A 25,896-nucleotide genomic window follows, 5' to 3' on the forward strand; every position below is an offset into this window, starting at 1 on the left:
CGCTCCGCACGGCCCTCCCCCGCCGCCGGTCACACCTCCCCCGGATCCGTCAGGGTCGCGAGGGTGCGGGCCACGTCGAGGAGGGTGCTGTGGGGGTGCCAGACGGGCAGGCGGACGTGGCCGCGGTGGCTGTGGTGCGGGGAGAAGGCCGGGCCGGGGGTGAGCCGCAGGCCGTGTTCCAGGGCGCGGCCGGACAGCGCGACGGCGTCCTCGCCGGTGTCGATCCACAGGCCGGAGCCGCCGGCCGGGGGCCACCACCGCCAGCCGGGCAGGACGGCGCGCAGCACCTGCTCAGTGTCCGCGTACTGCCGCAGCAGGAACGCGCGCCGCTCCGCCCGCTGCGCGGCGGCCCGGGGCAGCAGGAGCAGCGCGGCGAGCTGGTCGGCGACGGGGCTGCCGAGGTCCACCGCGCGGCGCACCTCCACCAGCCGTCCGACGATCTCGCGCGGCCCGCGGACCCAGCCCACCCGGATGCCGCCCCAGAACAGCTTGGACAGGGTGCCCACGGTCAGCAGCCGGGCCGGGTCGGCGAGCCTGTCCAGGCCGGGCAGCGGCTCGGAGCGGTGCCAGGCGAGGTCGGCCTGCGACTGGTCGTCGACCACCAGCAGGCCGTGGCGCGCGGCGATCGCGGCGAGTTCCCGGCGGTGGGGCGCGGGGGTGTGCACGCCGGTCGGATTGTGCAGGGCGGTCTGCGCGTACAGCAGTCCGGCGGCGCCGGCCGCAGCGGCGGCGCCGTCGAGCAGCCCGAGGTCCGTCCCGGTGGGGGTGAACCGTACGCCCTGGACCCGGCCGCCCGCCCCGGCGAACGCCTCCAGCGCGCCCCGGTAGCTGGGGTCCTCCACCAGGGTGCGGGTGCCGGGCCCGGTGAGGGCCGTCGCGATCAGCCAGACGGCCTGCTGCGACCCGGCGGTGATCACGATCTCGTCGGGGCCGGTCGGCAGCCCCCGGCCGGTGAAGTCGGCGGCGAGCGCCTGCCGCAGCTCGGGCAGCCCGGCCGGGTGGTACCCCGAGTCGGGCAGGTGGCGGCGCAGCAGCCGGCCCACCTCGGGCATCACCTCGGCGACCAGTTCGGAGCCGGGCAGCGCACCGGACGACAGGTCCGTCACGGGCCGCCCGTCGTCGAACGAGGTCAGCCGCCCCTCGCCCGGCCGGCCGCCGCCGCGCGCGCCCCGGACGTAGGTGCCCGAGCCGTGCCGCGCGGCCAGCCGGCCGTCCGCCGTGAGGTCCGCGTACGCCCGCGCGACGGTGCCCCGGGCCACGCCGAGCGCCCCGGCCAGGTCCCGCTGTCCCGGCATGCGGCGGCCGGACGGCAGGTGCCCGCCGTCGATCAGTTCGGCCAGCGCGTCGCGCAGCGCGGCGGCGGCCGGTGCGCCCGTCCGCCACGCGCCGAGCAGGCGTGCCACCCGTTCCGCCTCGCCCCGTCCGCGCATGCGCCGCTCCTCACCGGCTTGGTCCACTTGGCTCCAAGTGGACCACGGCACGTGCGGGCGGTGCGGCCAGGATGGGGGTGTCGGCTCGAAGAGGAGCGGAGGTACGGGACATGGCGACAGTGGCGCTGATCGGCACCCTGGACACGAAGGGTGCCGAGTACGCGTGGCTCGCGCGGCGGCTGGAGCGGCACGGGGTGGCGGTCGTGACGGTGGACGTGGGTCCGCTGTCGGACGCGGCGGCGGACGTCACGGCGGCCGAGGTGGCGCGGGCGGCGGGCACGGATCTGGCGGCGCTGCGGGCGGCCGGCGACCGCGGGGCGGCGATGGAGGCGATGGCGGCGGGCGCGGCCTCGGTGGTGCGGGAGCTGCACGCCGCCGGGCGGCTCGACGGCGTCCTCGCGGTGGGCGGGTCCGGCGGCACGTCGGTGGCCTCGCGCGCGGTGCAGGCGCTGCCGGTGGGCGTGCCGAAGCTGCTGGTGTCCACGATGGCCGCCGGGGACGTCGGCCCGTACGTGGGCGCGGTGGACGTGACCCTGATGTACGCGGTGGTGGACGTCGCCGGGATCAACTCCCTCTCCGCGCAGGTCTTCGGCAACGCGACCGCGGCGGTGGCCGCGATGGCGCGGGAGTACGCGGCGCGCCGGGCGGAGCCCGCCGCCGAGGGGCACCGTCCGCTGGTGGGGCTGTCGATGTTCGGCCTGACCACGCCCGCGGTCGACGAGGCGCGGGCGGAACTGGACCGGCTCGGCTACGAGGCGCTGGTCTTCCACGCCACCGGCGCGGGCGGGCGCACCCTGGAGAAGCTGGCCGCCGACGGCCGGTTCGCCGGGGTGCTCGACCTGACGACGACGGAGCTGGCCGACGACCTGGTCGGCGGGGTGCTCAGCGCCGGACCGCACCGGCTGGAGGCGGCCGGTGCCGCCGGGATCCCGCAGGTCGTCTCGCTCGGCGCCCTCGACATGGTCAACTTCGGGCCGCGCGCGAGCGTTCCGGCGGCGTTCGACGGCCGTACGTTCGTGGTGCACAACCCGACCGTCACGCTGATGCGGACCACGCCCGCCGAGAACGCCGAGCTGGGGCGCCGGATCGGCGCGAAGCTGGCCGCCGCGCGGGGGCCGGTGACGGTCTTCGTGCCGCTGCGGGGCGTGAGCGGCATCGACCGGGAGGGCGGTCCGTTCCGGGACGAGGAGGCGGACGCGGCGCTGTTCGCCGCGCTGCGCGAGGCCGTGGCCGGTACGTCCGTCGAACTCGTCGAGGCCGACGCGCATCTGAACGACCCGGGCTTCGCCCGGCGCGCGGCGCTGCGGCTGCACGAACTCGTCACCGCGGCGCGCTGAGCGCCGTACCGCATAGCCGCTGCTGTGCAGACATATCCATTCATCGACTTCTCCCGCACTGGGGCGGGCGAAGGAAGGAGCGACACCATGGACCGGCAGACGGCTCTGCGGCGGCTGAGGGCGACGGTGGCGTCCGGCCGGCCGGTGATCGGCGGCGGCGCCGGTACCGGCATCTCCGCCAAGTCCGCCGAGGCGGGCGGCATCGACCTGCTGATCATCTACAACTCGGGGCGCTACCGCATGGCCGGCCGGGGCTCCCTCGCGGGCCTGCTGGCGTACGGCGACGCGAACGCGATCGTGCTGGAGATGGCCGACGAGGTGCTGCCGGTGGTGCGGGACACCCCGGTGCTCGCGGGGGTCAACGGGACCGACCCGTTCCGGGTGATGGGGCGCTTCCTGGACCGGCTGAAGGAGACCGGGTTCGCCGGGGTGCAGAACTTCCCGACGGTGGGTCTGATCGACGGTGTCTTCCGGCAGAACCTGGAGGAGACCGGCATGGGCTTCGGTCTGGAGGTCGAGATGATCGCCGCCGCGCACGAGCGGGACCTGCTGACGGCGCCGTACGTCTTCGACCCGGACCAGGCGGTCGCCATGGCCGAGGCCGGTGCGGACGTCCTGGTGCCGCATCTGGGCCTGACCACCAAGGGCAGCATCGGCGCGGCCACCGCGCTCACCCTGGACGAGTGCGTCGAGCGGATCCAGGCGATGCGGGACGCGGCGGTCGCGGTCAATCCGGACGTCATGGTCCTGTGCCACGGCGGGCCGATCGCCGAACCCGGGGACGCGCAGTACGTGCTGTCGCGCACGCGGGGCGTCGTCGGGTTCTTCGGCGCCAGCTCCATCGAGAGGCTGCCCACGGAGACGGGCATCCGGCGGCAGACCGAGGCGTTCAAGGCGGTCACCCTGCCGGACGGTTCGCCCGGCGCCTGAGCGGCGGCGCGGGGCCGGGCCACGGCCGCGGCCGCAGGGGGCGGCTCGAAGGCGGATCCGGAGATCGGCGGGCGGGGGGGGACGGCGGGCGGGTCGCGGGCGGCCGTCTTCCGCGGTGACCTCGCGGTGGACCGCGCGGCCGGAGACATACTGGCGTGCCGTGCGCGGCGCTCCGCCGGTCCGGTGCCCGGTCCGCCGGTCGCGGCTGGGGTCCCGGGCCGGGCTGGTCAGCCGTGCAGGGCGAGGTAGGGGGCCAGGGCCAGCAGGGTGAGGACGAGGGCGGTCTTCAGGTGGCGGGCGGGGAGGGCGTGGGCGATCCGCCAGCCCAGCAGGACCCCGGCCAGCTCGGGGACGCCGACCAGGGCGGCCAGGGGCCAGTCGACGGCGCCGTGGGCGACGTAGCCGAAGGTGCCGACCGTGGCGATGACGACCGACTGGGCCTGGGCGGCGGCCAGTGCCTCCAGGACGGGGGCGCCGAGGGCGACCAGCAGCGGGACGGTGAGCATGGGGCCGCCGATCCCCACCAGGCCGCTCGCGGCGGAGACCCCGAGGCCGAGGCCGGTGACGACCGCCGTGGACGGGTGGGCCGGGCCCGTCTCCGGGGGGCGCCGCCGGTCGCGGACCCGCACCAGTACGGCGGCCGTCGCCACGAGGACGGCCAGCACCAGGCCGAACGCCCGTGCGGAGACAGCCGTGTTGAGCAGCACCCCGACCGGCGTGCCGACCACGGCGGTGGCCGCCAGGAGCAGTGCCGTACGGCGGGTGCCGGGCGACCGGAGCTGCCCCGAGCGGGTGTAGGCGGCGGTGGCCAGCGCACCGGTGGCGACATGGGTGACGAGGGCGGTGCCCGCGACCTGGGCCGGGGGCAGGCCGGTGAGGGCGAACAGCCCGATCGTGGGCAGTACTCCGCCCGGCCCGAGCGCGGTGATGCCGACCCCGCCCGCGAAGCCCACCGCCGCCAGCGCGGCGAGCACCGGCAGCGGCAGCCCGGTCATCGGCGTCCCTCCTCCCGCGCCGCCCCGCTCAACGATCCGCCGCCGGTGCGCGGTTGCGGTGCACGGTGGCGTGCAGGGTCATCCGGTCGGCGCGGATCCGCAGCGACTCCGCGTCCACCGGGCGCCCGTCGGCCAGCCGGGTGAGCCGCTCGATGGCGAACACTGCCGATCCGGCGGGGACTTGCAGCAGTCCGGCGGTGCCCGGATCGGCGTTCACCGCGTGCACGGCCAGCTCGGCGCGGCCCAGCAGGCAGCCGGTGGCCTCCTCGATCAGGGCGAAGACGTCCCGGCCCGCGAGGTCGCCGTCGAGCACCCGGCGTCCGATCCCGGCGGGCAGATAGCTGGTGTCGAGCGACAGCGGCAGCCCGTCGAGGCGGCGCAGCCGCTCGACGCACACCACGGGCGCGCCCGGGGGCAGTTCGAGACGTTCGGTGATCGCGTCCGGCGGCGCGGCCAGCAGCCCGGCCGAACGGACCTCGTTGGTCACGGTGCCGTGGCCGGTCAGCGTCTCGGCGAGCCCGGCGAGGCGGTCGAGTCCGTGCCCGTACTTGGGTGTCTCGACCACGGTCCCCACCCCGCGCCGCCGACTGACCAGCCCCTCGTCGCGCAGCAGCGCGAGCGCCTCGCGCACCGCGTTGCGGGAGGCGCCGAGCTGCGCGCCCAGGGTGCGTTCGTCGGGCAGTACGTCCCCGGTGCGGGCGCCGCTCGTGATCCGCTGCCGCAGTACGTCCGCCACCTGCCGCGCCCGCTCGGCGCGCGGCCTCGACGACACCCACTCCGCGGGGATCCGCCGCCCGGCCGCCGGTGCCGGGGCACGCCCCGGTCCGCTGTCCTCCTCGGCTCCGCTCATGCCCGCACCGTAGCGATCCCGCGTTACGCCGGAGTTACGCCACCCCACCTGACCTGGGCACTTCCCTGACCAGCGGCTTTCGTCGGGCGGTCGCGGCCTCCGCCGGGCCTGGCGCGGGGCGGCGCCCGCGGAGAGGATCGGCGGATGACCACGATCGAGACAGCACGACTGATCCTGCGCCGCTGGCGCGAGGACGACGTGGCGCCGATGGCGGCCGTCAACGCCGACCCCGAGGTGATGCGCTTCATCCGCGACGGAGCCACCCGCGACGAGGAGCGCACCCGGGCCGACATCGGGACCTGGGAGCGGCACTGGGAGACACACGGCTTCGGTCTGTTCGCCGTCGAGGTGCGGGCCACCGGCGAACTGGCCGGGTTCACCGGTCTGGCCGTCCCGGAGTACCTGCCCGAGCTGCTGCCCGCGGTCGAGGTGGGGTGGCGTCTGGGGCGGCGCGCGTGGGGCCGGGGCCTGGCCACCGAGGCGGCCCGCGCCGCCCTGCGGTTCGGCTTCCGCGACCGCGGCCTGGCGGAGATCGTCAGCGTCATCCAGCTCGGCAACACCGCCTCCGAGCGTGTCGCGGCCAAGCTCGGCCTGTGCCTGCACCGGACCCTGACGTCCCCGGACAGCGGGCGCACGCTGCGGATCCACTCCCTCGACCGGGCCGCGTACGACGCGACGGACACGGCGGACGGAACGAACGTAACGAACACGGCGAACGTGGCGGACACGGCAGGCTGAGAACCTCCCGCGAGGAGCGGCGCCGGGAGCCGCCGGGTCCCCGGAGGTACGCCGACGAGGGCCCCGCGCACGCGTGGCGCGGGGCCCTCCGGTCGGTCGGTGCCGGTCAGGACGAGCGGCGGCGACGGCGGGTGAGGATGAGCAGGCCCGTGCCGATGGCCGCCGCGACGGCCGCGGCGATCAGGTACGGGGCGACCTGGGCGCCGGTGTGGGCGAGGGAGCCGTCACCGCCGCCGCCGGTCGTCGCCGGGGGCGCGTCGCTCGGGGTGGGCGCCGGGTGGGCGGAGTCCGAGCCGGACGGCGTCGGGCCGGGCTGCTCGGGCTGCGACGGCGTGGCGCTCGGCGTGGCGGGGGTGGAGGCCGGGGGCGCCGACTGGGAGGGCGTGCCGGACGCCGGGGTGCTGGGGGTGGGCGGGACCGGCTGGTCGGGGGTGGGCTTGCAGGTGAAGACCGTGGAGCCGGTCCACGGGTAGTTGTGGCTCTCGTTGCCCGTGCCGTGCGTGTGGATGTCCTTGCCGATGTAGACCCGGCCGTTGGTGCTGGCGGTGAGGTCGGCCGAGGCGTGCGGGGCGAGCAGGGAGCCCATGAAGTTGCCGCCGCCGCCGAGTGTGACGGAGGGCGTCTTCTCGAAGTTGTAGAGCACCCGCGCGGCCACGTCGCCGAACGCCGGGGAGGCGTAGTCGTCGGCGCGCTCGCCGTTGAAGGCGACGCTCAGCGGCGCGACGGACACCGTGTGGTCGCCGGTGACATTGACCACCACGGACGACTTCTCGGGGATCGCCTGGAACACGAAGGAGGACGCGCCGTCGAGGGCCGCGGCATCGATGTCGAAGACCTGGAGGGAGCCCTGCCCGGTGCCGGTGCCGGTGCTCCTGAAGGTGACGGTGTCGCCCGACCGCACCGCCGTGCCGGTGGTCTTGAGCGCGCCGAGCGAGGACGACTCGTGGGCGAGGGTCGCGTCGAAGGTGTCGTACGGCGTGAGGGCGGCCTCGGCGCCCAGTCCGGCGGAGCGGGCACCGCCGTTCGTCTCCAGGTTGCCCTTCTCGTCGATGGTGCCGCCGACCCGGACGGCGCCGCCGTAGCCGGGGCCCGCCGTCAGGCCGTGGCCGACGTCGACCGTGGTGCCCTTGGCCACGGTGAGGTCGCCGCCGACGGCGAGCATCACGGAGCCGGACGGGGGCAGGATGCCGGAACCGGCGCCCACGCGGCCGACGTTGAAGACGCCCCCGGCGCTCTTGGCGAAGGTCGCCTTCCCCTTGACGACGAGGAGTCCCTCCGCCTCGGCCGAGGAGCCGTCGACGGTGTAGTCGCCGCCGGCGAAGAGGGCGACGTTGCTGTCCGTGAAGAGCGGTTCGTGGCCGATGCCGGGCACCTCGCCGGGGTTCGGGCACGCGGCCGAGGGGCCGTTCGCGGGCGCGGCCTGGGCGAGGGCGGCGCCGTTCAGGCCGAGAAGGAGACTCAGGGACAGGGCGCCGGTCGCGCGCGTTCCGATTCTCGCGGCTCTCTTCATCGCTGTGGTCCTTTCACAGATGGTGCTGTTGTGCGGGTGGCGCTGTACTGCACGGGTGTCGTACCGCGCGGGTGAGGTGTCGCGTGGGTGAGGTGTCGCGTGGGTGAGGTCGCTGTGTGCCGTTCCGGGAATTCCCGGGTCATTCCGTCTCTGCCGTGAGGACGGCACGTGTCAACGGGCCGTAGGCGCCGTTTTCCTGAGGGATGTTCCGGGCCTTCTGATAGCGCAGCAGGGCCGTTTCGAGGGAGGTGTCGAAATAGCCGTCGGCCGATCCCAGATAGAGCCCGAGCCGCTGGAGCCGCTGCTGGAGGTCCGCGACCAGCGGCCCGCTGCTGCCGACGGCGACGGTGTCCGGGAAGTGGTTCCCCTCGTGGCGGGAGTGCGGCGAGTGCCGGGCGCTGGGCGGCGGTGCCTGGGGCGGGCGGTGCTCCCGCGCCGGGGTGCCGGAGGCGATGGCGGGGCGGCCGCCGGCCGGACCGGTGGCGGCCGTCGAGGTCCCGGCCGCCGGGGTGTGCGCGGGCGCGGAGGCGCTGGACGCCGCCGTCGTCGGCGGCGGCGGCGCCGTCGTGGACGGGTGCGGGGCGCCGGACGGTTCGGCGGGCGGCTCGCTGGCGGGGAGCACCGGGGGGACCGGCGGCCGGTCGGCGCGCGGTTCCCCGGTCCGGCCGCCGATCAGATAGACGGTCAGCGCGGCGCTGAGGCCGACCATCAGGGTCAGGGCGAGGGTCAGGCTGTGCGAGGGGTCCTTCGCCCTGGCGGCCCGCGTACGCGCGCCGCCCGTGGTGGCCGAGCGGTGCCGGGCGCGGCCGGCGGCGTGCGCGGCCGGGCGGCGGCCGGGCGCGGATATTCTCGGCAGCTTCACCGTGGAGTCGAAGAGTTCTATGTCCTGTTCTCTCGGTCCCTGCCAGGACGTCGCGGGCGCGGATACCTTTCCGAAGACACCGTTTCCGGAAGTGGATTCCACTGGTTATCGGACTCCTTAGACATGATGCTCCGCAGAGAAATACCGGAAGGAGGAGCGGCCCGGAAAGGAGGTGGGGGGTCCGCGACGGCAAAAGCTTGACCGACACTCAAACCGGGCGTCAACTGGGGCAGTTCACCAGATAACGCCCATGCTGTGATCTTGCCCCTTAAGGGCTCTTAATCTGTGACCCAAGTCACTGTCGGCGGCCGCGTGTCCGGCCTGCCGGGCGCCCCGGCACGGCGGGCACCGGCGGTCAGGCGAGCGCGGCGCGGATCGTGTCGCGCAGCCAGCGCTGGGCCGGGTCGGCGTCGAGGCGGGCGTGCCAGAGCAGCCGCACCTCCAGTTCCGGCAGCGGCGCGGGGACGGGGAACCAGCGCAGGCCGAGCGCGGTGGCGTACCGCTCGGCCAGGCGCCGCGGGACGAGTCCGACGTGCTCGCCGGAGGCGACCAGGAGGGCGGCGAGGGCGAAGGTGGGCACGACGGCGGCGACATGGCGCCGCAGACCGGCCGCTTCGAGGGCGTCGTCGAGCGGTCCGCGGGCGCGTCCGCGCCGGGAGGCCGACACATGCGGGTGGCGGCACAGCTCGGCCAGTGCCGGGCGCCGGTGCCGGGCCAGCGGGCTGTTCGCGCCGACGATGCCGACCAGCCGTTCCCGGTAGAGCGGGGCGGTGCGGATGTCGGGTGCGTCGAGGTCGCCGACGCCGATGTCCAGGTCGACGGAGCCGTCGCGCAGGGCCTCGACGCTCTCGCTGCCCTCGGCGACGAAGCGCAGGGTCACGCCGGGGGCCGCGGCGGCGACGGCCTCGACCGCCGTGGTCGCCAGGGTCGCGGCGACGCCGTCGTTGATACGGACGGTGAAGGTGCGCCGCAGGTCGGCGACGCTGATCTCACGGTCGGCGCTGATCAGGGCGGACGCCTCCTCCAGCAGCGACCGCACCCGGGGCGCGGTGCGCAGCGCGAACGGGGTCGGCGCCATGCCCCGGCCCGCGCGCACCAGGATCGGGTCGCCCATCGCCCGCCGCAGCCGGCCCAGCGCCCGGCTGGTCGCCGGGACGGACAGGTGCAGGCGCTCGGCGGCGGCCGTGACGCTGCTGTCCTGGAGCAGCGCGTCGAACACGCGCAGCAGGTTGAGGTCGAGAGGACCGGGTGCGGGCGCCGTCATCCTTGCATCGTACGCAAGGGTGCCTTGCCGAAGTTGCGTGGCGCGATGGTCCACAGGATTCCTACCGTCGAGGGCATGCGATTCAACACCCTGCTCCCCGCCCGTGCTCCCGCCTCCGTCCCCCGGCCGCCGGACCCGGTCCCGCGGCGCGGTCTGACGGCGGTCGTCTGCGCCTGCGTCGTGCTCGTCGTCGGGATGGTCGCCGCGATCAACCTCGCCGTGCCGCTGCTGGCCGCGAGCGCGCTGCATCCCTCCGCGCCGGTCCTGGTCTGGATCGTCGACACCTATGTGATCTTCTTCGCCTGTCTGGTGATCCCCGGGGGCGCGGCGGGCGACCGGCTCGGCCGCAAGGGCGTCCTGCTGAGCGGCCTGCTGCTGTTCGCGGCGGGCGCCCTGCTGTCGGCGGCCGCGCCGGACGTGCCGGTGCTGCTCGCGGGCCGGGCCCTCACCGGTGTCGGCGCCGCCGCCGTGCTCCCCAACACCCTGGCGGTGCTGCTGCACGCCGTGCCCGCCGAACGCCGGGGCGCGACCATCGCGACCTGGGCGTCGATGACGGGCATCGGCGGGGTCGTCGGCAATGTCGGCGGCGGTGCCGTCCTGTCGGGCGGCTCCTGGCGGTGGCTGTTCGTCGCCGCCGTGCCGGTCTGCCTGGTGCTGGCCGCGCTGGTGGCCCGGATCGCGCCGGTGACACCGCGCCACGACCGCCGTCTCGACCTGCCCGGCACGGTGCTGCTCGTCGCGGCGTCCGTGGCGCTGCTGATCGGCATCGTGCAGGGCCCGGAGACGGGCTGGGGCAGCCCGCTCGTCGTCGGCGGCTTCGCCGGTTCGGCCGTGCTCTTCGCCGCCTGGACGCTCGTCGAACTGAAGACGGCCCACCCGCTGCTCGACCCGCGGCTGTTCCGGCTGCCGGGCCTGCGCGGCGCCTGCCTCGGCATGACGGCGATCTTCTTCGGCATGTTCGCGCTGTTCTACGTCAACGCCTCGTTCCTCCAGTACGGCAAGGGCTTCGGCGTGGTCCTGACCGGCCTCGGGATCATCCCGCTGACCCTTCCGCTCATGTTCGGCGCCCGGCACGCCGGGAAGCTGTCGGCGCGCATCGGCCTCGACACCACCACCGCGCTGGCCTTCGCCTTCACCGGCTGCGGGCTGCTCGGCCTGTCCCTGACCGGCTCCGGCACGCCGTACGCCGCCTACGCGGCCTGGCTGATGGTGACCGGCGCCGGGGTGGCGCTGGCGCTGCCCACCCTCTCCGGAGCCATAGCGGGCTCGCTCCCGCCGGCCCAGGCGGGCGTCGGCGCCGGGCTCCAGGCCACCACCCGCGAGTTCGGCAGCGCGCTGGGCGTCGCGGTCATCGGTACGGTGCTGACCTCCCGGTTCGCCGCCGCGCTGCCTGCCGACATCCGCGCCGCCGGTGATCCGCACACCGTGGCGCAGGCGCTCGCCGCCGCCCCGGCCGCCCGTGCGCCCGAGGTGGTCGCCGCGTTCGTGTCGGGGGCGCAGACCGGGCTGCGGGTGATCGGCGCGGCCGTGCTCGTCCTCGGCGTCCTGGTCGTCGGGCAGTCGCTGCTGTCGCGCCGGAGGTCCGCGTAATCGGTTGGCGCGGACGCCCGGCCGGACCGTAGCCTGCGCGCCATGGCAAAGGCACCCGTGCTCACTCCCCGGGCGGACGACTTCCCCCGCTGGTACCAGGACCTGGTCGGCAAGGCCGAGCTGGCGGACAACGGACCGGTGCGCGGCACCATGGTCGTCCGACCGTACGGGTACGGGCTGTGGGAGCGGATGCAGCAGGAGATGGACGCCCGCATCAAGGAGGCGGGCGCCGCCAACGCCTACTTCCCGCTCTTCATCCCCCAGTCGTACCTGACGAAGGAGGCCGAGCACGTCGAGGGCTTCGCGCCCGAGCTGGCCGTCGTCACGCACGCGGGCGGCAAGGAACTGGAGGAGCCCGTCGTCGTCCGCCCCACCTCGGAGACGATCGTCAACGACTACTTCTCCAAGTGGGTGCAGAGCTACCGCGATCTGCCCCTGCTCATCAACCAGTGGGCGAACGTGGTGCGTTGGGAGCTGCGGCCGCGTGTGTTCCTGCGCACGACGGAGTTCCTGTGGCAGGAGGGGCACACCGCCCACGCCACCTACGAGGACGCCCGCGCCTATGCCGCGCGCATCCACCGCGAGGTGTACGCCGACTTCATGGAGAACGTCCTCGCCATGGACACCGTACCGGGACGCAAGACGGCCCGGGAACGGTTCGCCGGAGCGGTCAACACGCTGACCCTGGAAGGCATGATGGGCGACGGCAAGGCCCTCCAGCTGGCCACCAGCCATGAACTGGGCCAGAACTTCGCCAAGGCGTTCCACACCCGGTACCTGTCGAAGGACGGCACCCAGGAGTACGTCTGGCAGACGTCGTGGGGCTCCACGACCCGGATGATCGGCGCGCTGGTGATGACGCACGGGGACGACGACGGGCTGCGCGTACCGCCCCGCCTCGCCCCGGTGCAGGCGGTGGTCCTCGCCGTCAAGGACGACGAGGCGGTGCTCGCCGAGGTGCGCGCGATCGGCGAACGGCTCCGGGCAGCCGGGGTGCGCGTGCACGTGGACGACCGCGTGGACACCCCGTTCGGCCGCCGTGCCGTCGACTGGGAGCTGAAGGGGGTGCCGGTGCGCATCGAGGTCGGCCCGCGCGACCTGGCCCAGGGCAGTGCCGTACTGGTGCGGCGCATCGCGGGCGGCAAGGAGCCGGTCGCCATCGGGGCGCTGACGGAACTGGTGCCCCGGGCGCTCACCGAGGACCAGGCGCTGCTGCTGGCCGAGTCCCGCGAGCGGCGGGCCCGGCGCACCGCCGAGGTGACGACGGTCGCGGAGGCCGTGGAGGCAGCGGCCACCGGCTGGGCGCGCATCCCCTGGGACGTGCTGGGTCCGGAGGGCGAGGCCCGGCTCGCCGAACAGGGCGTGACCGTGCGCTGCCTGGTCGGCGCGGACGGCTCGGTCCCCGAGCGCGACGACCAGCCGGGGAACGTGGCGGTCGTGGCACGCGCCTACTGACGGCTCCCGCCCGCGCCGTACGGCACCGTCGGGCCGCCGTACGGCGCGACCGTGCCCCCGTGCGCCGCCCCTCCGGGCACCGGGTTAGCATCCCTGCTCGAACATCTGGACAACGCGGGGGAGTTCGGTATGCGACGTCGCTGGGTGAAAGTCCTGGTGATCACGGTGGTGGTGCTGGCCGGCCTGTTCACGGCCGCCGACCGGATCGCCGTGCACTACGCGGAGAAGGAGGTCGCGGACCTCGCGCGGAGCAAGTACGCCTACGGGAACAGCACCGACGCCCACCTGGACGTGTCGATCGGCGGGTTCCCGTTCCTCACCCAGGCGGCGGCCCGCGACTTCGGCCATGTCACCCTGGACGCCCGCGGGTTCACCGTGGACACCACCGACAACGCCCAGGGCGGCTATCTGTCCGTCGACCGGCTCCACCTCGACATGCGCCATGTCGAGTTCACCTCGCTGACCGCGCGCGGCGCCGAGGCGAACCTGGTCACCGGCACCCTCACCCTGTCGTACGAGCAGTTGTCCGCCGCGCTGAGCCGGCTGACCCGAGGGGGCGGGCAGGTGCGGCTCGCGCAGGCGCCGGGGTCGGACGGCCAGGCGGCCCGCGTCAAGGTCACCGGCACGGCCGGCGGGTCGCCCGTGGACACCACGGGGACCCTGCTGGCCCAGGGCACGGAGTTCAGCCTGAGCGTCCCCGGCACCCCGCGGGCCACCGCCTCCTGGCGCGTCGGGCTGCCCGAGAACGTCGGTTTCACCGCGGCGCGTTCCACCGCCGACGGCGTGGAGATCAGCCTCGTCGGCCACCTGGTGAACCTGGGCTCGTCGCGCTTCGGCCGGTGAGCCGGGGCGCCGCCGCCCTCAGCCGATGGTGACGACCCGCGCCCAGGGCGGCGGGGTGTCGGGTACGTAGTCGGGGTCCCGCTCGTTCACGGCGTGGCCGGAGCGGGGGAAGAGCCCGACGACGGTGCGGCAGGGCGGCTGCGCCGAGGGCCACGGCGTCTGACCGTCCGTCAGGGCGACGATCACGTCCGGGGACGGACGCGCGCGCAGCGCCCGCTCGAAACCGGAGCGCAGGTCGGTGCCCCCGCCGCCGATCAGTTCCATGCTCTCGGCGCGGCACAGCGGGACGGCGATCCCGGCCGCCGCGTCGCAGGACACCACCGACACCAGGTCGCGCCGCCCGCCCACGGCCCGCGCGATGGCGGCCACCTCCAGCAGCGCGCCGCCCAGTTCGGCGTCGCTCACCGAGCCGGAGGTGTCGATCACGACGCAGACCCGCGGCGGTGTGCGGCGCAGGCTCGGCAGCACCACGTCGGGCAGCCCCGCCGAACGCCGCGACGGGCGACGGTAGCTGTGGTTCTCCCCCGCGCCCGGCGCGCCCGCCGCCGAGCGGACCGCCGCGCCCAGCAACTGCCGCCAGGGCTGCGGCGGATGGAACGCCTCGTCCGCCCACCGCCGCCAGCCCTCCGGGGCGTCACCCGGACGTCCCTTGATGCCCTCCGCGACCCGGAAGCGCACGGCGTCGCGCTGCTGCCTGCTCAGCCCGTGCGCCCCGTACGGGCCCAGCTCCCACGGCCGTTCGTGCCCGTCGGCACCGCTGCCGCAGTCCAGCCAGGCCAGGTCGGCGCGGAGCCCGGACAGGGACGCCGACCGCAGATACTCCTCCATCAGCAGCCCGTCGGGCAGGTGGAGCAGGGACGGCACGGCCGCCCCGGCGGGCAGCGGCAGACCGTCGCCGTAGATGTCGTCGTTGATCTCGAAGTCGGCGGCGATGTTGCGGCGCAGCCGCTCGCCCGGCCCGTACTCCTCGTGCTCGCGCGCATGGCGCTCACCCCGTCCGTGGTGGTCCCGGAGCAGATGGGACACCTCGTGCACCCAGACGCCCGCCAGCTCCTCTACGGGCATGAGCGCCACGAAGGCCGGGGAGACGTAGCAGCGCCAGTACGCGTCCACCGCCATGGTCGGCACGGCCCGGTCCGCCACCACATGCAGCGCGAAGAGCGCACTGGCCAGATACGGCCGCGCCTTCACCGCGTGCAGCCGGGCGGCCAGCAACTTGTCCATGTCGAGGGGTGGTTGTCGGTCGTTGCTGGTGGGGGTGGGGGTGGCGGTGGTGGTGCGAGTGCGGATGCGGGTGGAGGCGACGGTGGTTGCGGTGGTGCCCGTGGTGGTGTCCGTGGTGGTGTCCGTGGTGGTGTCCGTGGTGGTGTCCGGTGGGGCGGGCGTGGTGGCGCGCACCGGACGCGGCAGGGGGCGCGGAACTGGGCGGGAGGCCGGGTCCGGGTCCAGCGGACGCGGAGCAGGGCGCAGACCCGGGCGGGACACCTGGCCCGGCTGCGGGCGCAGGGCCGGGCCCGGAACCGGCCTCGCCTGCGGGCCGGGCGCCGAACTCGCCTGTGAGCCCGGGGCCGGACGCGCATCCGGGGCCCGGCGCGGACCCAGGCGGGGAGCCGGGCCCGGCGCCTGGCTCGAACGCGGGCAGGGCGCCGGGCCCGGCTGGGGGCGCGAAGTCGAACGAGGCACCGAAACCGACGGGGGGCCAAGGGCCGGGCATGGATCCGGGCGAAGGGCCGAGTCCGGCTGCGGAGCCGGGCGAGGGGACGAACCCGGCTCCAGGCCGGACGCCGAGCCCGGCTGGGGATGCAGCCCCGGGCGAGAGGCCGAGTCCAGCGGACCCGGGGCCTGGGCCGGACCCGGCCGGGAAGCCGGGCCCGGCTGCGGGCGCGCGGACGAAGAGGGCGTCGGCTCTGGCTGCGGGCCCAGAGTTGGGATCGGAACCGGGCTCGACCGCGGGCAGGGCGCCGGGCTCGACTGCGGGCCAGGCACCGAGTGCGACTGGGGGCCGGGCGTCGAGTGCGACTGGGCGCCAGACACCGAGTTCGGCTGCGGGCCGGGCGTCGAGTTCGGCTGCGGGCGCGGAGTCGGCGGCGGCGCCGGGGCGGGTGCCGGGCCCGGCTGCGGGGGTGGAGTCGCCGGACGCGAAGCCGGGCGCGGGGGCTCGCTCGGGTGTCCGGGTGCTGCGGGGCGCTGCGCGGGGGCCGTCATCGGGCCGCCCCCGCGATGTGTCCGGCGCCGGCCGCGGCCGCCCGCCGGACCGAGCTGTCGGCGCGGCGGGCGAGGCCGATCACCCCGGCCAGCCGGTCCACCGAGTCCGGCACCTCCCAGTCGTCGCGCCGCAGCGCGGCCAGCGCCGTCGCCGGGGCGACCAGCAGGTCGGGCGCCCCGGTCTCCAGCGCCCTGACCAGCACCGCCCAGGCCGCCTCCCAGCGCGCGCGTTCCGGCCGCGCCCCGACCGCGGCCACCACCGCCTCCAGCGTCGCCTGCCGCAGATCGCCCCGCTCGGGCAGCTGGGCGTGGGACGGGGCGGCCAGCAGGGCCTCCGGATCGGGCAGGTCCATCCGGTCCAGATGGGCGAGGAGTTCGAGCCCCGGACCGTCGCCGACCGCGCCCCGCACCAGCAGGGCCAGCACCTCGCGGGAGACATCGGCGGCGGTGCCGAAGGCGAGCAGCGTCAGCGCGGCCTCCCAGCTCCGGGGCGAGGGCCACGCACCGCCGCGCCGTGTCTCGGTGCTGGGCAGCCGGTGGATCAGTGTCGGCCGGGCCGCCAGGAACCCGCAGACCGCGCGCCGGGCGAAGCGCACCGCCTCCGGCAGCCGCCGCGGGTCGAGCCGGGGCAGCTCCGCCCGGGGCCAGACCCCGCCGAGGCCGCGCACCACCACGTCCCGGTCGTGCACCCAGTACAGATGCACGAACCGGTTGGCCAGCGGCGGGCTCAGCTCCCAGCCGTCCGCCGCCGAGGCGCGCGGATTCGCGGCCGCCACGATCCGCACCCCGTGCGGCAGTTGGAGCGCGCCGACCCTGCGCTCCAGGACGACCCGCAGCAGCGCGGCCTGCACCGCCGGGGTGGCGGTGGAGAGTTCGTCCAGGAACAGCAGGCCCCGCCCGGCCCGTACCAGTTCGACGGCCCACTGGGGCGGAGCCATCGGCACGCCCTGGACCGCCGGGTCGTCGCCCACGATGGGCAGTCCGGAGAAGTCGGACGGCTCGTGGACGCTGGCGATCACCGTCGTCAGCGGCAGGCCGAGCGAGTCGGCGAGCTGGGTCAGGGCGGCCGTCTTGCCGATGCCCGGCTCACCCCACAGCAGTACGGGCAGATCGGCCGCGACCGCCAGGGTCAGCGCCTCCAACTGCTCGTCGGGACGCGGTTCGGTGGTGGTCGTGCGCAGGAGGGACAACAGGTCGGCGGCGACGGTGAGTCGGGACAGTTCGGACATGGGCATCACCTGAAGGGAAGGAGGAGGGAAGAGGCAGAAGAGGGAGAAGAGGGAAGCGGACCGGCGGGCGGGCATGGCGCAGCCAGGTCCGGGCCGCGAGAAGGCCGAAGCGCGCCGGGCCGGTCAGGCGAACATGCCGGCCCGGGGCCTGTTCCGGCTGCCGCGCTTGCGGCGCAGTTCGGGTGGTGTGTGACGGTCGGCCCGCGGGCTGCGCGACGGCCTGGGGCGCGCCGTCTCCGGGCCGTCCCGGTCCGCCTCCGCGCGGACGGCGAGGTGCCGGGAGACCAGACCGGCCCGGAACAGGCCGTGGTCGACCCGGCGGGCCGCGGCCGACTCCAGCGCGTCCCGCAGCGGCCCGTCGCGCAGTACCGCGGCCGGACCGAGCAGCGCCTCGACCACCGCCAGCGCCCCGGCCACGTCCCCGTGCCCGAGCCGCTCCCGTACGGCGGGCAGCGCCTCCGGGTCGCGGTGCACCGCGTCGATCGCGCGCAGACACGGCAGCCCCGGCCCGCCGAGCGCCATCAGCAGTTCCTCGCGGCGCAGTTGCTCCGGATCGTGGTCGACCGCGGTCAGCACACCGTCCCGCAGCGCGATCCGGTGCACCTGCCCGCGGCACTCCACCCGGTGCGGGTCACCGGTCCCGGCGAGGGCACCGGACACAGCACCGGACACATGGGCCGGTGGCGGTGGCGGGGCGGGGCAGCCGGGTGCCCGTGCCAGGGCCGCCGCGACCAGCGGGTGCAGCCGGTCGGGCGTGGTCAGTCCGGCCCGCAGCAGCTCCAGGTCGGGAAGGACCCGGGCCGCCGCCTCCGGCAGTACCGGAAGCGCGGCGGCCTCCTGCGGCGGCAAGGTCTCCCGCAGCGGCCGGAACACCGGGGCGTGGCTGTCGTCGGGGGCGACGAGTTCGAGGACGGCACGGCGGTGCGCTCCGAGCCGTACGGCGAAGCTCCCGCGCAGGCGCCCCTCGGCCCGCAGCAGCAGCTCCGCCTCCGCGGCCCATCTCGCCACCGCCCACGGGGAGTCGGGCCCGGCGGCTCCGTCGGGCAGGACCGCGGGGGGTGGCGTGGACGGCGGCCGGTCGGCACCGCTCCGCCGGGCCAGCTCGCCGCTGCGGGCGGCGTCCCAGAGGTGCCGGTGCAGATCGAGCCGGAACCGCCGGTCCGGGTGCGGATGCGGGTGCGGATACCGGAGCAGGTACGGGTCGCCGGTCGCCGAACCCTCCCACAGCGCGAGGGAGACACGCTGTCCGGCGTCCGCGCGGGCAGGCGGGGTCCGCACCACCAACTGCGGTGGCGCGGCGCCGGGACCGGAGCCGGGGTAGCGGGCCAGGGCGACGGTGAGGCCGGGCCGCAGACGTCCGTCCGGGACGATCCGGGGCAGGTGCCAGCGCAGCAGGTCCGGCGCCAGGCGCCGCAGGTCGGCCCGGAGGCGGGTGGCGGTTTCGGTGCCGTGGCGGTGGCGCACGGCGCGCAGATCGAGGTCGACGTCGATCCGGGCGGCGGCACAGGCCCCCGCCCAGTCGCCCGCCGCACGGCGTGCGGTCGCGGTCTCGATCATGGACGGTGGCACGGCGTACTCGCGTACGCGCCGCCACATCGACAGGTGGGGAGGAATCCCGTCCGTGAGGTGGAGTGCCATCAGCACTCACCTTGCACGAACGATTCCCCCAATCCGTACGAGGAGAAGTTCATCATCACCGGCATCTAACCACGCCGGTGACAACCTGTCACTCCCGATCGCCGACCGGTCCACCCGGTCCACCACCCCTCCGCCAGGACGGTCCGCCGCCCGCCCCGCAGCGCTACGGCCGCGCGGCCACCGCCCTCAGCTCGGCCAGCGCCTCGCGCAGCAGCGGCGGCATCGCGCGCTCCTCGCCGGGGCCGATCCAGCGTTCGAAGCCGACCTTGAAGACGGCGACGCCCGCCTCGGCGGCCAGGCTCGCGGCGGGCTCCGGGACACCGCGCCCGCGCAGGGTGCGGGCGAGCGCGGCCGCGATGGCGGCGAGCTTGACCAGCTCGCGCTCGCGCAGCTCCGCGTTGGCCATGATCACGGCCTGCCGGGCGCGCGCGAAGTCGCGCCGTCCGGCGAAGGACGCGCCGACCGCGTCGAGCCCCGCACCCACCGCGTCGAGCGGCGCGGCGGACTCCGGGGCACCGGCGACCGCCCGCGCGAACAGGTCCTCCAGCTCGCCGGAACCGGCGAACAGCACCTCGCGCTTGTCGCCGTAGTGCCGGAAGAAGGTCCGCTCGGTCAGCCCGGCCCGTCCGGCGATCTCCGCCACGGTGGTCTGCTCGTACCCGCGCTCGCCGTACAGCTCCAGCGCCGCCTCGGCCAGGCGCTCCCGCGTGTTCGGCTCCCATCTGCCCATGCCCCGGATCCTACGCGATGGCAGTCACTGACATCAGGTGCTACCGTCGATGACAGTCACTGACATCAACAACCGACACCAACACCAACACCAACATCGACATCGACATCGACAGGGTCTGAGGTCTTTCCCATGCGCATCTTCGTCACCGGCGCCTCCGGCTGGATCGGTTCCGCCGTCGTCCCCGAACTCCTCGACGCGGGCCACCGGGTGACCGGGCTCGCGCGCTCCGACGCGTCCGCCGCCGCGCTCACCGCGGCCGGTGCGGAGGTCGTCCGCGGCACCGTCGACGACCTCGGCGTACTGCGGGACGCGGCGGCCGCGGCGGACGGCGTGATCCATCTCGCCTTCAAGCACGACATCGCCTTCTCCGGCGACTTCAAGGGCGCCGCCGAGGCCGACCGGCGCGCCGTGGACGTGTTCGGCGAGGTGCTCGCCGGGACCGGCCGCCCCTTCGTCCTCGCCTCCGGTCTGGCCGGTCTCTCGCTCGGCCGGACGGCGACCGAGCAGGACCGGCCCGTCACCGACAGCTCGCCGCTCTCGATGCGGGCGGTCACCGCCGAGGCGGTCCTCGCCCTGGCCGACCGCGGGGTGCGCGCGTCCGTGGTGCGGCTCTCGCCGACCTGCCACGGCGCCGGGGACCACGGGTTCGTCGCGGCCCTGACGGCGACCGCCCGCGCCCGGGGCGTGTCCGGCTACGTCGGCGACGGCGGCAACCGCTGGCCGGCCGTGCACCGGCTGGACGCCGCCCGGCTGTTCCGGCTGGCCGCCGAAGGGGCCCCCGCCGGTTCGGTGCTGCACGGCGCCGCCGAGGAGGGCGTCGCGCTCCGCGACGTCGCCGAGGTGATCGGCCGCCATCTCGGCGTGCCGGTGGCCTCCGTGGCGCCCGAGGACGCGGGCGGGCACTTCGGCTGGCTGGCCGGGATGCTGGCCCAGGACATCCCGGCCTCCAGCGGGCTGACCCGCGAGCTGCTCGGCTGGGAGCCGGTGCGGCCGGGCCTGCTCGCCGACCTGGAGGAGGGCCACTACTTCACCGCCCAGGCCACCGCGGTCACATCGGTCTGAGCACACGCGAAGGGCGCCCCGCACGAGGTGGTGAACCACTCTCGCGCGAGGCGCCCCGGGCGTCGGGGACGGCTCAGCCGCGCCGTCCCTGTGAGTCCTCCGCGGCCCGGTCCGGCTCGTGGCCGGGCCCGGAACCCGTACCGCCACCGCCGGTCCCGGCCGCGTGCGGGCCCGGGAGCGGGGAGGCACCGGCCGGGGCCACCGCCCGGTCGCCGTGGCCCGGCCACCACGCCGCGTGGCCGATCAGCGCGGTGAGGCTCGGGGTGAAGAACATCGCCATGACGAAGGCGGCGATCACGATGCCGAAGGAGACGGCGAAGCCCATCTCCGTGAGCAGGGAGTTGCCCGCGAGCATCATGGTGGCGAAGGTCGCCGCCAGGATGAATCCGGCCGCCGCCACGGTCGGCCCGGCGTACCGCAGGGCCATCCCGGCCGCCTCGCGCGGGTCGCGGCCCTCCCGGGCCTCCTCGCGGAGCCGGGCGATCATGAGGATGTTGTAGTCGGTGCCGATGGCGACCACGAACAGATACATGATCACCGGGAGCATGAACATCAGCCCCGGATGGCCCTGCCCGCCCTGGAAGATCCAGACGGTGGCGCCGAGGGTGGCGCCGAAGCCCAGCCCCACCGAGGCCATCAGGTACCAGGGCGCGACCAGGCTGCGCAGCAGCAGGCCCAGGATGATCATGATGAGTACGGCGGCCACGGGGAAGACCGTGCGGTAGTCGTGGTTCACCGCGGTGTTGATGTCCTTGAAGATCGAGGACATGCCGCCGACGAGTGCCTCGGTGCCGTCCGGGGCGTCCGCGTGCGCGACGTCGCGGACCTCGCCCACGGCGTCGATCGCCTGCTCCGTGGACGCCTCGTACTTCAGGGTGACGGTGAAGTCGGCGGTGGTGCCGTCCTTGCTCACCTGGTTCAGCCGGGCCTCGGCGACACCGTCCACGGCCCCGAGCTTCTTCGCGTACGCGCCGAAGGCTGCCTTGTCCAGGGGCTCGCCGCGGGTGCTGGAGAGGTAGACGTCGGTGGGCGCGGCGGCGCCCGCCGAGTACGCCTTCTGCAACTCGTCCTGGACGACCATGGACTCCTTGGTCTTGGGCATCGAGCCCGACGCCAGGTCGAAGGTGGCCTTGAAGCCGAGCGCGCCCAGCGACAGCGCGACCAGGACGAGGCCGGAGACGGCGGCGGTCAGGGCCGGACGGCGCCGCACACCTCGGCCGAGGGCGGCGAAGCGCGCGTTGTCCGGCTCGCGCTGCCAGGACTTGGACGGCCAGAACACCTTCGGGCCGATGAGCGAGACCACCGCGGGTATCAGGGTGAGGCCCGCGACCAGGGTGACGGCGACCGCGATGGCCAGCGCCGGGCCCATCTGCTTGAGGAAGCCCAGCGTGGACAGCACCAGGGCGAGGAAGGCGATGATGACCGCCCCGGCGGCCGAGGCGATGGCCTCGCCGACCCGGTCGACCGCGTTGATCATGGCCTGTTTGGGTTCGTCACCGGCGCGCAGGCGTTCGCGGTAGCGGAACATCAGGAACAGGAAGTAGTCCGTGCCCACGCCGAAGAGCACGACGATCAGGATCGACGAGATGGAGCTGTTGGCCTGGAGGCCGAACAGCTTGGTGGCGTAGGCGATCAGGCCGTTGGCGATGGCGGACACCAGGCCGATGAGGACAAGGGGCAGGACGGCCAGGATCGGTGCCCGAAAGATGATCAGCAAGGTCACCAGGATGATCGCGAAGGTGCCTATGCCGATCAGTGCCTGCCCGCGTTTGGACGAGTCCTCCTGGTCGAGCGCCTGTGCCGCGGAGCCGCCGAGTTTGGCTTCCAGGTGGGTGCCCCTGGTCAGTTGTCGGACCTTCTCACGCAACTTCTTCGCGGCGGCGCTCTGTTCGGGCTGACCGGCCTTCTTGCTGTCCATCTGGACCAGCGTCATGGTGTACTTGCCGTCCTTGGAGGGCGAGCCGGGCACCACCTTCTGCACCTGGTCGATGTGCTGCTCGCCCAGTTCGGACGTGATCCGGTCGACGTCCTTGCGGTCGGCGGCGGTCAGCGTGCCGCCGTCGGAGCGCTGGTACAGCGCGATGGCGGACGGGGTGAAGGCGCTGGGGAACGCCCTCTCCTGGAGGTCCGCCGCCTTGATCGACTCATAACTCTTGGGCAGAAAGCTGCTCTCGTCACTGTTCGAGGGCAGGCTGGGAGCGGTGGCGACGATGGCCACCGCGGCGAACAGCCACGCCACGATCGTCCAGACGGGATGTCGGACGACCATGTTCCCAATGCGTCGGAACATGCGGGAGGTCCTCCTGGGTAGGAAGATCACCGCAGCCCGGGGAGCGGTCCCTGGCATCGGCGACCCCGACCGGCACTCGCCGTGGCGCTCCGGTCGAACTGTTGTCTTGAGCCCGATGGTAGTGACCGCCCGCCGAAGCCGCCGAAGCAGGCCCGTTGGGGACCGGACCGCGTCAACTCCGGACACGGGAACAGCCGTTGTCGCGGTCCGGTCGTCAGTGTCGATCGATTCTCCGTGGGAACCGATCGAGGATCGACGCAGGGTGGGCCGGGCGGCCGTCAGGCTCCGGCGTCGTACGCCGAGGTGACGACGTGGGCGGGTTCGCCGGGGAAGGGCCGCTCACCGGTGAGGTAGGGCTGCCGGTCGGTGCGGCCGCGCAGGTACCGTTCGAAGAAGGCGGTGACCCGGTCGGCCGCGATCCGCCGCTGCCGCTCCTCCGCCAGACGCGGCTGGTCGCGCTGCGGCTGCGCCGGGTCGTCGTACTGGGACAGGCAGGTGCCCGGAGCGCTGCCCGGCAGCGCGTCGTCCCGGGACGCCACCTGGCCGCTGCTCGGCGACCACTGCCGGTTGTAGAAGGCGTGATTGCCGCCGGTGAGCGTGTACTTGTAGATCGGCGCCCGGTTGGCGGCGCTGTTCTGCTCGAAGAAGGAACCGGTGTTGACCTGGTCGCAGGTGCCCCACATCACGGCGAAGGGCGTACGGGTCACCGGGTCGCCGTCCCAGGTGGCGGTGGGCGCCAGGGTGAACGCCGCCTTGACGGTGACACCGGACGGCCAGTGCGCGCGGGAGGAGTCGGCGATCTCCTGCATGACCCCGCCGCCGCCCATCGAGTGCCCGAGCAGACCGACGTCGCCGAGGTCGACCCGGCCGCGGAAGTCGGCCGTCACCGGGGCCCCGGTGCGCGGGTCGGTCAGCGCGCCGCGCAGCGGGCCGTCGCCCGAGCGGGCCAGCCGCTGCCACAGCAGCAGATGCCGCTCGATGAGCGCGGCGCGTGCCTGGTAGACGGTGTCGGCCTGCCCGGCGGCCGTGGCGTTGATGCCGTTGGCGCCGACCGAGACGACCACGAAGCCGCGCGCGGCCAGCGCCCGCGCCAGGTAGTCGTATCCGCCGCTGCTGAGGATGGGGGCGGTGCCCGGGGCGCAGGGCCAGGCCCACAGCCGGGCCGACGCCCGGTCCACGATGGCCTGCTGGCGGGCGGCCTCGGCGGTGTCGCCCGCCTGCTCGGCCCGGTCGCGGGCCTGCCGCGCCGCGCTGGACTCGGCCTGCGCGCCCGCGTCGGCGCAGGTCTCCCAGGAGCCGTGCTGCATGAGGACCAGCGGATGCCGTCCGGTGCCCAGGTGCGCCGGGTAGTAGACGTCGGCCGCGAGTTCGGCGCGGCCCTGGTAGCCGAGCGCGGCGGGGGGCGTGAAGGCTTGGTCGCCGAGGTCGTAGCGGGCCTGGAGGACGGCGGGCGCCCCGGCGGACGGCGGGCGCGCGGCCGCGGCGGAGGCGGTGGCCGCGGGCACGGTGAGCGCGCCGACGGAGAGGGTGGAGAGGGCGGAGACGACAAGGGCGCGAGTGGTGCGGGAACGGGCGCGGGCGCGGGACATCGGGGTGCGGGCGGGTCGCTTCATGGTGCCTTCTTCGGTACGGGGTTCAGCGGGGGCTGGGGGCCGCGACGTCCGGCGAACGGGGGACGGCGGAGGGGGCCGCGGGCGGCGGGGCGGGAGGCCGCGGGCCGGTCACGGAAGGAGGCCCGGCGGGCGGGGCGGGCGTGGTCTGGTGGCGGTGGTCCAGCCAGAGCACGGCACCCGCCACCGCCGCGGCGAGGGCGACCAGGACCGCGGCCCCGCGCCGGAGCCGCAGCCGTGCGGCGGCCGGGGCCGCGGGCGGTGCCGGGGGCCGCAGCCTGCCCGGCCCGACCAGGCGGGCCCGCGCGTCCAGGGCGGCCCGCAGGCGTTCTTCGGTGCGGCCGTGCCGGGCGGCGGCGGTCATCGGGGCCCCTCCAGGTTCCTGCTGAGCGCGTCCAGGGCGCGGCTGGCGGTGGACTTGACCGTGCCCCGGGACAGGCCCAGGGTCTCGGCGATCTGCGCCTCGGTGAGGTGGGACCAGTAGCGCAGCACCAGGACCTCGCGCTGACGACCGGTCAGCCGCGTCAGGGCGCGCAGCACCTCGCGGTGCTCCTCGTGCAGCAGGACGTACTCCTCGGGCGGCGGGGCGGGGCGCTCCCGTTCGAGGACGGCGCGGCGGACGGTCCGGCGCCGCCGGAGCACCGAGCGGGCGGCGTTGACCACGCACGTCCTCAGATACGCCTCCGGGTCGTCCAGCCGCTCCAGACGGGGCCCGTGGCGGCGCAGCAGCGCCGTGAACGCGTCCTGCACCACGTCCTCGGCGGTGGGCAGGTCGTCGACCAGCAGCACGGCCAGGCGCACCAGCGCGAGCCGGCGGTGGTGGTAGAGCCGGTCGAAGTCGGCGGCCCGGTCCGGTTCGCCGCCCCGGCCGGTGCCGCTGCCCGCGGCGGACGCCGTGGTGGGCGCGGCGGGGGGTGCCGCGGCGCGTGGCGGGACGGGTGCCGAAGCGGCCACGGGCCGTTCGGGGGCGGACCGCTCGGGAGCGCGCCGGAACAACCGTCCCCAGGTACGCCGGAGTGCGCCGGCGGACGCGACCGGCGAACCCGTGGCCGTCACCGCTCCCCCGAAGCCGCCGCCCCTGCCTTCCCCGCCTCCCCGGCCTTCTCCGCCTCCCGCGCCCCGCGCGGCACCGGCCGTCCTCGCACCGGCCGTCCTCGCCGGTGGGGGCGCGTACGCGGGCCCGCGCGGGGCGGCATGACATGCGGACATGACGATCCTTCACTCGGGGAACGGAGCCGGGGAGTCCGGGCCTCCATGGGCTTCAGACGTGCGGCGGGGGCCGGGGTTGCGGGTGGGGCGGCACGAACCGCGCGCCGCCCCGGTGA

General features: G+C 75.3%; 21 protein-coding genes. 7 read left to right on the plus strand and 14 right to left on the minus strand.

Annotated features, from left to right (window positions below):
- Window positions 1-29: 29 nt before the first annotated feature.
- On the minus strand, window positions 30-1,430 hold the full coding sequence (locus ACWDYF_RS11970; RefSeq protein WP_389465356.1) for an aminotransferase-like domain-containing protein: 1,401 nt from the start codon (window positions 1,428-1,430) through the stop codon (window positions 30-32).
- Window positions 1,431-1,540: 110 nt separating this feature from the next.
- On the opposite strand from ACWDYF_RS11970, the gene ACWDYF_RS11975 reads away from it, so the two are divergent.
- Both ACWDYF_RS11975 and ACWDYF_RS11980 read left to right on the plus strand, forming a co-directional pair.
- The gene (locus ACWDYF_RS11975; RefSeq protein WP_389465353.1) at window positions 1,541-2,767 is read left to right on the plus strand and encodes a Tm-1-like ATP-binding domain-containing protein; all 1,227 of its coding nucleotides are present in this window, start codon (window positions 1,541-1,543) and stop codon (window positions 2,765-2,767) included.
- 87 nt (window positions 2,768-2,854) lie between these two features.
- Entirely contained in the window at window positions 2,855-3,697 is an 843-nt protein-coding gene (locus ACWDYF_RS11980) for a phosphoenolpyruvate hydrolase family protein (protein ID WP_018565367.1), read from the plus strand.
- Window positions 3,698-3,924: 227 nt separating this feature from the next.
- Here ACWDYF_RS11980 and ACWDYF_RS11985 read toward each other — a convergent pair whose 3' ends face one another.
- Window positions 3,925-4,692 carry a sulfite exporter TauE/SafE family protein gene (locus tag ACWDYF_RS11985; protein WP_389465349.1) on the minus strand — a complete coding sequence of 256 codons (768 nt, stop codon included), beginning with the start codon at window positions 4,690-4,692 and terminating at the stop codon, window positions 3,925-3,927.
- Window positions 4,693-4,720: 28 nt separating this feature from the next.
- Window positions 4,721-5,542, minus strand: coding sequence for a GntR family transcriptional regulator (locus tag ACWDYF_RS11990; RefSeq protein ID WP_078509892.1), 822 nt, complete (start codon window positions 5,540-5,542; stop codon window positions 4,721-4,723).
- Window positions 5,543-5,686: 144 nt separating this feature from the next.
- Here ACWDYF_RS11990 and ACWDYF_RS11995 point away from each other — a divergent pair, with 144 nt between their 5' ends.
- Window positions 5,687-6,280 (plus strand): GNAT family N-acetyltransferase, encoded by a 594-nt coding sequence (locus ACWDYF_RS11995; protein WP_389465341.1) that lies wholly within the window; start codon window positions 5,687-5,689, stop codon window positions 6,278-6,280.
- Between the two features lie 106 nt (window positions 6,281-6,386).
- Here the strand turns inward: ACWDYF_RS11995 and ACWDYF_RS12000 are convergent, their stop codons facing one another.
- From ACWDYF_RS12000 to ACWDYF_RS12010, 3 genes are all read right to left on the minus strand, one after another.
- The gene (locus ACWDYF_RS12000) at window positions 6,387-7,790 is read right to left on the minus strand and encodes a choice-of-anchor A family protein (RefSeq protein ID WP_389465338.1); all 1,404 of its coding nucleotides are present in this window, start codon (window positions 7,788-7,790) and stop codon (window positions 6,387-6,389) included.
- Window positions 7,791-7,929: 139 nt separating this feature from the next.
- Complete coding sequence (locus ACWDYF_RS12005; protein WP_389465336.1) at window positions 7,930-8,754, minus strand: peptidoglycan-binding domain-containing protein; 825 nt, start codon at window positions 8,752-8,754, stop codon at window positions 7,930-7,932.
- Between the two features lie 253 nt (window positions 8,755-9,007).
- Window positions 9,008-9,916, minus strand: coding sequence for a LysR family transcriptional regulator (locus tag ACWDYF_RS12010; protein WP_389465333.1), 909 nt, complete (start codon window positions 9,914-9,916; stop codon window positions 9,008-9,010).
- A gap of 75 nt (window positions 9,917-9,991) precedes the next feature.
- On the opposite strand from ACWDYF_RS12010, the gene ACWDYF_RS12015 reads away from it, so the two are divergent.
- From ACWDYF_RS12015 to ACWDYF_RS12025, 3 genes are all read left to right on the plus strand, one after another.
- Window positions 9,992-11,506 (plus strand): MFS transporter, encoded by a 1,515-nt coding sequence (locus ACWDYF_RS12015; protein WP_389465331.1) that lies wholly within the window; start codon window positions 9,992-9,994, stop codon window positions 11,504-11,506.
- Between the two features lie 42 nt (window positions 11,507-11,548).
- On the plus strand, window positions 11,549-12,961 hold the full coding sequence (proS, locus tag ACWDYF_RS12020) for a proline--tRNA ligase (RefSeq protein ID WP_381742138.1): 1,413 nt from the start codon (window positions 11,549-11,551) through the stop codon (window positions 12,959-12,961).
- 129 nt (window positions 12,962-13,090) lie between these two features.
- Complete coding sequence (locus tag ACWDYF_RS12025) at window positions 13,091-13,804, plus strand: LmeA family phospholipid-binding protein (RefSeq protein WP_389465327.1); 714 nt, start codon at window positions 13,091-13,093, stop codon at window positions 13,802-13,804.
- Window positions 13,805-13,822: 18 nt separating this feature from the next.
- Here ACWDYF_RS12025 and ACWDYF_RS12030 read toward each other — a convergent pair whose 3' ends face one another.
- From ACWDYF_RS12030 to ACWDYF_RS12045, 4 genes are all read right to left on the minus strand, one after another.
- Window positions 13,823-15,028 carry a vWA domain-containing protein gene (locus tag ACWDYF_RS12030; protein ID WP_389465705.1) on the minus strand — a complete coding sequence of 402 codons (1,206 nt, stop codon included), beginning with the start codon at window positions 15,026-15,028 and terminating at the stop codon, window positions 13,823-13,825.
- A gap of 977 nt (window positions 15,029-16,005) precedes the next feature.
- Complete coding sequence (locus ACWDYF_RS12035) at window positions 16,006-17,238, minus strand: AAA family ATPase (RefSeq protein WP_389465324.1); 1,233 nt, start codon at window positions 17,236-17,238, stop codon at window positions 16,006-16,008.
- 123 nt (window positions 17,239-17,361) lie between these two features.
- Entirely contained in the window at window positions 17,362-18,876 is a 1,515-nt protein-coding gene (locus ACWDYF_RS12040) for a hypothetical protein (RefSeq protein ID WP_389465321.1), read from the minus strand.
- Between the two features lie 163 nt (window positions 18,877-19,039).
- Entirely contained in the window at window positions 19,040-19,606 is a 567-nt protein-coding gene (locus ACWDYF_RS12045) for a TetR/AcrR family transcriptional regulator (RefSeq protein ID WP_389465318.1), read from the minus strand.
- A 132-nt stretch (window positions 19,607-19,738) separates the two neighbouring features.
- On the opposite strand from ACWDYF_RS12045, the gene ACWDYF_RS12050 reads away from it, so the two are divergent.
- Window positions 19,739-20,671, plus strand: coding sequence for an SDR family oxidoreductase (locus tag ACWDYF_RS12050; RefSeq protein ID WP_389465315.1), 933 nt, complete (start codon window positions 19,739-19,741; stop codon window positions 20,669-20,671).
- 73 nt (window positions 20,672-20,744) lie between these two features.
- Here ACWDYF_RS12050 and ACWDYF_RS12055 read toward each other — a convergent pair whose 3' ends face one another.
- From ACWDYF_RS12055 to ACWDYF_RS12070, 4 genes are all read right to left on the minus strand, one after another.
- On the minus strand, window positions 20,745-22,961 hold the full coding sequence (locus tag ACWDYF_RS12055) for an MMPL family transporter (RefSeq protein WP_381742127.1): 2,217 nt from the start codon (window positions 22,959-22,961) through the stop codon (window positions 20,745-20,747).
- Window positions 22,962-23,239: 278 nt separating this feature from the next.
- Window positions 23,240-24,574, minus strand: a complete 1,335-nt coding sequence (locus ACWDYF_RS12060; protein WP_389465312.1) for an alpha/beta hydrolase — start codon at window positions 24,572-24,574, stop codon at window positions 23,240-23,242.
- A gap of 22 nt (window positions 24,575-24,596) precedes the next feature.
- Complete coding sequence (locus tag ACWDYF_RS12065) at window positions 24,597-24,935, minus strand: hypothetical protein (protein ID WP_018565381.1); 339 nt, start codon at window positions 24,933-24,935, stop codon at window positions 24,597-24,599.
- A complete protein-coding gene (locus tag ACWDYF_RS12070; protein WP_389465307.1) occupies window positions 24,932-25,627 on the minus strand; it encodes a SigE family RNA polymerase sigma factor in 696 nt (231 codons plus the stop codon). The genes ACWDYF_RS12065 and ACWDYF_RS12070 overlap by 4 nt, the downstream gene beginning before the upstream one ends.
- Window positions 25,628-25,896 lie beyond the last annotated feature (269 nt).

The sequence above is a fragment of the Streptomyces sp. NPDC003284 genome, from assembly GCF_053589675.1.

Coding starts and splice junctions, on each gene's coding strand:
- ACWDYF_RS12050 (WP_389465315.1), top strand. CDS start 19,739: ATGCGCATCTTCGTCACCGGCGCCTCCGGCTGGATCGGTTCCGCCGTC.
- ACWDYF_RS12025 (WP_389465327.1), top strand. CDS start 13,091: ATGCGACGTCGCTGGGTGAAAGTCCTGGTGATCACGGTGGTGGTGCTG.
- ACWDYF_RS12065 (WP_018565381.1), bottom strand. CDS start 24,935: ATGACCGCCGCCGCCCGGCACGGCCGCACCGAAGAACGCCTGCGGGCC.
- ACWDYF_RS12040 (WP_389465321.1), bottom strand. CDS start 18,876: ATGGCACTCCACCTCACGGACGGGATTCCTCCCCACCTGTCGATGTGG.
- ACWDYF_RS11975 (WP_389465353.1), top strand. CDS start 1,541: ATGGCGACAGTGGCGCTGATCGGCACCCTGGACACGAAGGGTGCCGAG.
- ACWDYF_RS11990 (WP_078509892.1), bottom strand. CDS start 5,542: ATGAGCGGAGCCGAGGAGGACAGCGGACCGGGGCGTGCCCCGGCACCG.
- ACWDYF_RS11970 (WP_389465356.1), bottom strand. CDS start 1,430: ATGCGCGGACGGGGCGAGGCGGAACGGGTGGCACGCCTGCTCGGCGCG.
- ACWDYF_RS12030 (WP_389465705.1), bottom strand. CDS start 15,028: ATGGACAAGTTGCTGGCCGCCCGGCTGCACGCGGTGAAGGCGCGGCCG.
- ACWDYF_RS12010 (WP_389465333.1), bottom strand. CDS start 9,916: ATGACGGCGCCCGCACCCGGTCCTCTCGACCTCAACCTGCTGCGCGTG.
- ACWDYF_RS12015 (WP_389465331.1), top strand. CDS start 9,992: ATGCGATTCAACACCCTGCTCCCCGCCCGTGCTCCCGCCTCCGTCCCC.
- ACWDYF_RS12035 (WP_389465324.1), bottom strand. CDS start 17,238: ATGTCCGAACTGTCCCGACTCACCGTCGCCGCCGACCTGTTGTCCCTC.
- ACWDYF_RS12060 (WP_389465312.1), bottom strand. CDS start 24,574: ATGAAGCGACCCGCCCGCACCCCGATGTCCCGCGCCCGCGCCCGTTCC.
- ACWDYF_RS11985 (WP_389465349.1), bottom strand. CDS start 4,692: ATGACCGGGCTGCCGCTGCCGGTGCTCGCCGCGCTGGCGGCGGTGGGC.
- ACWDYF_RS11980 (WP_018565367.1), top strand. CDS start 2,855: ATGGACCGGCAGACGGCTCTGCGGCGGCTGAGGGCGACGGTGGCGTCC.
- proS (WP_381742138.1), top strand. CDS start 11,549: ATGGCAAAGGCACCCGTGCTCACTCCCCGGGCGGACGACTTCCCCCGC.
- ACWDYF_RS12000 (WP_389465338.1), bottom strand. CDS start 7,790: ATGAAGAGAGCCGCGAGAATCGGAACGCGCGCGACCGGCGCCCTGTCC.
- ACWDYF_RS12055 (WP_381742127.1), bottom strand. CDS start 22,961: ATGTTCCGACGCATTGGGAACATGGTCGTCCGACATCCCGTCTGGACG.
- ACWDYF_RS12045 (WP_389465318.1), bottom strand. CDS start 19,606: ATGGGCAGATGGGAGCCGAACACGCGGGAGCGCCTGGCCGAGGCGGCG.
- ACWDYF_RS11995 (WP_389465341.1), top strand. CDS start 5,687: ATGACCACGATCGAGACAGCACGACTGATCCTGCGCCGCTGGCGCGAG.